Consider the following 6,648-nt stretch of genomic DNA (forward strand, 5'->3'; position numbering starts at 1 on the left):
AATATGCAAAGTGTAGAAATAATATTTAATAGTGTTAATTGGAAAGAGACAACGATTACTCGTTATGCACAACAAATACAAGGTGTTTTAGTTGATATATCACAAAATACTAATAAGTATATAAAACATTTTAATATTATTACAGAGGCCGAGATGGCACTTTATAGTCAAGTGAATGATACGACAGCAGTATATCCTGAGAAAAGTATCGTCGATATGTTCTATAATACTGTTACTCAATTTCCAAATCGTATAGCTTTATCTTCAAGGGAAGGTACTTTAACTTATGAGGAGCTAAATAAAAAAAGTAATCAAATAGCTCATATGTTAATTAAAAACGGCGTCCAATTAGGAGACTATGTTGGAATATTTATGAAACGTAGCATAGACACAGTAGTAAGTATGGTAGCTATATTAAAAGCTGGTGCAGCGTATGTTCCGATTGATCCAGATTATCCGGAAAGTAGAATACAGTACATTATTCAAGATAGCCAAGCGAAAGTTATATTGATGAAAGAGACGCCTATAACATGTGATGGGGTTCAAACAGTTTCATTGTATGATAGTGAAACTTATGAAGATATAGATGTAAAGTTGTCTATTCATTGTGATGATGTAGCTTATATGATTTATACATCGGGTTCAACAGGGAATCCAAAGGGAACGATGTTAGCACATAGAGGCGTTGTTAATCTGTACACTTGGATGAAAAAGCAATATGAATTGACAGAAGAGGATATATTTGCTCAATTTCCTTCCTTTAGTTTCGATGCTTCTGTATGGGAGTCATTTGCTTCTTTATTCTGCGGAGGAAACTTGTATGTACTATTAGAGGAAGAGCGATTGTCTGTAGAGGCATTTGCAAATGCAATCTATAAAGTGAAAGCAACTTCAATCTTGGCATTAGCAACAATTTTTGTTCGACAAGTAGCAACTTATTTAGCAGAAGAAGATATATATAAGCTAGCTTCCCTAAAAAGAATTGCGATTGGTGGTGAAATGTTGCCTGTAGAGGTTATTAAATTGTGGAGAGAAAGAATAGGTACAAATGTTGAAATTTATAATGTATACGGACCGACAGAATGTACTGTAGTGACGACAACCTATAAAATACCTAGTCAGTTAAATGAGGATGTTGCGAGTATTCCCATTGGTAAACCATGTGCTAATTATCAAGTTATGATTTTGGATGAGAATATGAATCTTTGTCCAATTGGTGTACCTGGTGAATTATATATAGATTCAGTGGGATTAGCAAAAGGGTATTTTAATAAGCCTAATAAAACAATTGAAGCTTTTATTCCGAACCCTTTTAATCCTATAGTTAATATATATAAAACAGGTGATATCGTTAAGTTGCTAGAGGATGGAAATATAGAGTTTTTACATCGGAAAGATGATCAAGTAAAAATTAGAGGACATCGTATTGAACTAGGAGAAATCCAAAGTAAAATTTCTCAAAATCATAATATAAAAGAAAATGCTGTTTTTGCTAAGAAGAGTAAGGAAGGTAGCCAATATTTAATCGCGTTCTATACAACTTTAAATAAAAAAGAAATACCAGAATTAGTTTATCAGTTACAAGAGCAATTACCAGATTATATGGTGCCATCTAAACTAATTTATATTAATGAATTACCACTTACACCTAATAAAAAGATTGATGTTAAGAAGTTAGCTCAGTTAGAAGAAAAGTATGAACCGGTTCGGCTACAAGAATATGTTGCACCTTCTAATAAAGAAGAAAAACAAATAGCGAACGCCTGGGCGGAAGTATTAGGAATTTCAAAAGTTGGAGTGCATGATGATTTCTTTACAATTGGTGGACATTCATTAAAAGTATTACGAGTCTTAACATTGTTAAAAGAAGATTTCTCACATTTAACAATTCAAGATTTCTTTAAAGAAAGAACGATATATGGATTAGCTCGAATTGAGCGAGAAGTAAAAGTAGAGAAAGAAGAAGTATTTCGTGAATATAAAGTGATTCACGAGCCAGATACTATCACGTATGCAAACGTTTTGGAAGAAACCCAGATTTCAAATGTCTTTTTAACAGGAGCTACTGGTTATTTAGGATCACACATATTATATGAATTGTTGAGAGATACATCTGCTACTATTTATTGTTTAGTAAGACCAACGAAAGATGTGCAGCAAAGAATTATAGATACATTAACAGGCTACTTTAATGATATATGTGAAGAATGGTTACAGCGTATACAGGCCGTAGCTGGTGATCTGGGAGAAGAGTATCTTGGGATGAGTGAAGAAGAATTTATGTTCATCAGTTCTAAGATGGATACGATAATTCATTGCGGTGCAGATGTAAGACATTTTGGAGATGTAAAACAATTTGAAAATATAAATGTCCAAGGAACTAGCCGGATGCTAGCATTAGCGGAGAAAGATGCTACATTCCATTTTATTTCTACAATTGGTATCCCGTTAGAATTAGCGGTAGATCAATGGGATACATACATGAAAACTGGTGATTTTAATTACAGTGTAGACTTAGAGAATGTATATTCAAATAGTAAACTACAAGCGGAAAACATTGTTCGTGAAGCAATGAAAAATGGTTTGCGCGGAAATATTTATCGTGCAGGTAATTTAGCATGTCATTCAGAAACAGGTTCGTTCCAACAAAATATTGAAGGAAACGCATTTTATCGTCTTATTAAAACAATGCTATTAATTGGGAAAGCACCAAATGTGAAGTGGAAAGTTGATTTCACACCAATTGATTTTGCTAGTAAATCAATTGTATCGTATTTACAAGATGCGCAAATTGTAGGAGAGACGTTACATATTTGTCATCCACATCAAATTGAGTTTGAACAATTTATACAGCTAATTGGAGAGTGTGGATACAATCTTGAAATGGTTCCACTTTCAGAATATGTAAATACCGGACTTGCATTAGCGAAGGGAAATGAAGTAATAGCAGAGTTAATTGCTTCTCAAGTTGCAGGAGATGGAGCACAGCAATCTGAAATTGTAATGGGTACGCGTAGAACGAATGAATGGATTAAGAAAAAAGAATTGATAGTACCAGCAATTAATAAAGAATTTATACAGCAGTTATTAGCTCATGGTGAAAAAGTTGGTTATTTTCCAAAAATAATGAAATGATTATGCATGCTTTTGTTTGTTCAATAAAATAAATCATGCTACAATGAAAACGAATTAAGGACCGGGGAGCCAATTGGCTGAGAGGATGTAAGTAAACATCGACCCTCAACCTGATCTGGATAATGCCAGCGTAGGGAGTTACTTAAAGTGATGTAGCATATGTTATTCTGTAATAACTTGCATACAAGGCTTTCCTACGCAGTAGGAAAGCCTTTTCTTATTTTTGAAATTTAATTTTATAAGGGGGATTTTATTATGTCACAACAAGTTACAATGTCATTTTCAGTAGTACCACAAGCGAAAACGAAAGATGTATATTCTGTTGTCGATAAAGCAATTGAAGTTGTGCAACAATCGGGAGTTCGTTATGAAGTAGGGGCAATGGAAACAACTTTGGAAGGAGAATTAGATGTACTTCTTGATGTCGTTAAACGTGCGCAACAAGCTTGCGTCGATGCTGGAGCAGAAGAAGTGATTACTTCTATTAAAATCCATTATCGTCCAAGCACTGGTGTAACGATAGATGAAAAGGTTTGGAAGTACCGTGATGAATATGCAAAACCAGAAGCAATCTAAACTTATTACAACTATTTGGCTTATCCTTCTCATTGCGATATGGGAAGGATCTGTTTCATTATTTAAAATCGAACCGTGGATTTTACCAAAGCCTTCTGCCATTGTTCAAGAATTAATTGGGATGAAAGATTTACTATTACCAAATACGATGCAAACACTGCAGGAAGTTATAATTGGGCTATTCTTTGCAATTTTATTGGGGACGAGTATCGCAATTATTATGGACGTTATACCGTTATTTCGTATTTTAATAAATCCATTGCTCGTTATTTCGCAAACAATTCCAATTGTTGTACTTGCACCGCTATTTATTATTTGGTTTGGATATGGGATGTTGCCGAAAGTAATGGTCGTAATACTCGTTTGTTTCTTCCCAATTGCGCTTAGTATTTTAGAAGGTTTTCAAACAGTAGATAAAAATATGCTGAAACTGTTACAAACAATGAAGGCGACGAAATGGCAAGTTTACCAGAAGGTAAAATTTCCAGCAGTGCTCCCATACTTTTTCTCAGGTTTAAAAATTGCAGTTACATATAGCGTAATGGGGGCAATTATCGGAGAATGGCTCGGTGCAAGTGAAGGATTAGGCGTTATGCTTACGAGGGCTACAAAATCCTTTTTGACTGCCCGAGTATTTGGTGTTGCAGCAATCATCGTTATGGTGACATTATGCCTGTATTTTATCGTAGAGTTTATGGCAAGAATAACAGCACCATGGATATATAGAAAGGACGGCAGAAAATGAAAAAAGGTTTGAAAGTTATGTTAGCCGCCTTAGTAGCGGTAGGTGTGGCTGGATGTAATCCGGCGAAGAAAGAAGAAAGTGCAAGTAAAGATCAAAAAGTAAAAGTAGTATTAGATTGGTTTCCAAATACGAATCATACTGGCTTGTATGTAGCGAAAACGAAAGATTATTACAAAAAGCAAGGATTAGATGTAGAAATTATTCAACCAGGTGACAATGTAACAGCAGAGCAAATGATAGCATCAGGAAAAGCAGACTTCGCAATAAGTGCACAAGAAAATGTAACGTTAGCTCGTGTAGAAGGAATTCCTGTTGTATCTGTAGGAGCGATTATTCAGCATAACACTTCAGCGTTTGCATCGCTTAAGAAAGACAATATGACGTCACCGAAAGATTTTGAAGGTAAACGTTACGGCGGCTGGGGAGGACCAGCAGAAGAAGCGACATTAAAGACGATTATGGATAAACATCAAGCTGATTTTAATAAAGTTGAAAAAATCATCTTAGGACAAACAGATTTCTTTAAATCAATTGGCCGTGATGCAGATTTCGAATGGATTTATTACGGTTGGGATGGTATTGAAGCGAAGCGTCAAGGAAAAGAGTTAAATACGATTATGGTGAAGGACTTAGATCCAGCGCTTGATTTCTATAGTCCTGTTATTATTACGAGTGAAAAACATACGAAGCAAGATAAAGACTTTGTGAAAAAGTTTATGAGTGCAACGACAGAAGGTTATAATTTTGCAATTAAGGAACCGAAAGAGGCTGCTGATATTTTAATTAAAGCTGTTCCAGATGTGAATAAAGATTTAGTTCAAGAAAGCCAAAAATGGTTAAGTACGAAGTATCAAGATGATGCTAAAGCATGGGGAGTACAGAAGGAAGAAATTTGGACGAATTACATGAATTTCTTATATGACAACAAAGTTATTAAAAAGAAAATCGATGTAAAAGATGCTTTTACAAATGAATTCCTTCCAAGTGAAAAATGAGCGGATTACAAATAAAAAATATAGTGAAATCTTTCGACGGAAAGAATGTATTAGAGAATATTAGTGCCTCTATACAAGAGGGAGAGTTTGTTTCCTTTGTAGGACCGAGTGGTTGCGGGAAAAGCACATTATTAAACATGATTGCAAATGTTGAAAAACCAACAAGCGGGAACGTAACGTATAACGATAAGCAAGTACAAGAGCAAGATGTTGTTAGTTATATGCCACAACAAGATTTATTGCTACCGTGGCGATCAGCTTTGCAAAATATCGTTCTTCCATTGGAAATCGAAGGGAAACCGAAAAAACAAAGGCTGACAGAAGGAATGGAAGCATTAAAGCAGTTCGAACTAGATGAATATGCAGACCATTATCCAGATGAATTGTCTGGTGGTATGCGTCAAAGAATTAGTTTTCTGCGCACATATTTATGTGAAAAGCCAATTATGCTGCTTGATGAGCCTTTTGGTAAATTAGATGCATTTACAAAAATGGAAGTACATAGCTGGCTTTTAAACTCTTGGCATCAAGAGAAGCAAACAATCGTTATGGTTACACATGACTTAGATGAGGCAATCTTGCTTTCAGATCGCGTATTTATTTTATCTCAAAGACCAGCGTCAATAGTTGGCGAGGTACAAGTGAAATTACCTAGGCCGAGAACGATGGATATGTTAACATCACTCGAATTAAAAAAGGATAAAGAAGAGATTTTAAGTGTGTTAGCTCCTTATATGAAAAAATAGAAAAAGCTGATGTTTTAATTTTAGACGAACGGACTAATCATTTGGATGTAGAAACTAAGATGGCTTTATAGGAAGCATTACAACAATACAAAGGAACGGTTTTAATTGTCTCACATGAACCTTCTTTCTATGAATCGTAGATAACAAAATTATGAAATATAGAAGAATGGAATGCTGAACAATATGAATAAAGAAAAGGCATTAGCTTTTATGAGCTAATGCCTTTTCTTTATGATTAACATGATTTTCGAGAACTCTTACATGAGAATTGTATGAAGAAGCACTCTTATGGTGCGCTTATAAGCGTGCTTTTTCTTTTGTTATATTTATAATACGAAAGCCTTTCCCTAACAGGTGACTATCTTTCTTTATATATATAGATAGTTCAAAATGGAATGAAAATAATTCCTTTATGTAAAGGATAATATGGATATTATAGGAAGACAATAGA

Annotated in this window: 5 protein-coding genes and 1 riboswitch; all 5 genes read left to right on the forward strand. The window is 34.6% G+C overall.

Annotated features, from left to right (window positions below):
• Positions 1-3,135 (forward strand): amino acid adenylation domain-containing protein (locus ACQGSG_RS25255; RefSeq protein ID WP_426948282.1); only part of this gene is annotated, 3,135 nt, incomplete at its 5' end.
• 52 nt (positions 3,136-3,187) lie between these two features.
• Positions 3,188-3,289, forward strand: a riboswitch (TPP riboswitch).
• A 101-nt stretch (positions 3,290-3,390) separates the two neighbouring features.
• The gene (locus tag ACQGSG_RS25260; protein WP_000082906.1) at positions 3,391-3,711 is read left to right on the forward strand and encodes an MTH1187 family thiamine-binding protein; all 321 of its coding nucleotides are present in this window, start codon (positions 3,391-3,393) and stop codon (positions 3,709-3,711) included.
• On the forward strand, positions 3,683-4,456 hold the full coding sequence (locus ACQGSG_RS25265; RefSeq protein WP_001057166.1) for an ABC transporter permease: 774 nt from the start codon (positions 3,683-3,685) through the stop codon (positions 4,454-4,456). The genes ACQGSG_RS25260 and ACQGSG_RS25265 overlap by 29 nt, the downstream gene beginning before the upstream one ends.
• Positions 4,453-5,451 (forward strand): ABC transporter substrate-binding protein, encoded by a 999-nt coding sequence (locus ACQGSG_RS25270; protein ID WP_000715568.1) that lies wholly within the window; start codon positions 4,453-4,455, stop codon positions 5,449-5,451. Before ACQGSG_RS25265 ends, ACQGSG_RS25270 begins: the two co-directional genes overlap by 4 nt.
• On the forward strand, positions 5,448-6,197 hold the full coding sequence (locus tag ACQGSG_RS25275; protein WP_000016084.1) for an ABC transporter ATP-binding protein: 750 nt from the start codon (positions 5,448-5,450) through the stop codon (positions 6,195-6,197). The genes ACQGSG_RS25270 and ACQGSG_RS25275 overlap by 4 nt, the downstream gene beginning before the upstream one ends.
• The last annotated feature ends 451 nt before the right edge of the window (positions 6,198-6,648 follow it).

It is taken from the genome of Bacillus sp. GMa5/1 (genome assembly GCF_050172015.1).
GTDB classification, from domain to species: Bacteria; Bacillota; Bacilli; order Bacillales; family Bacillaceae_G; genus Bacillus_A; species Bacillus_A cereus.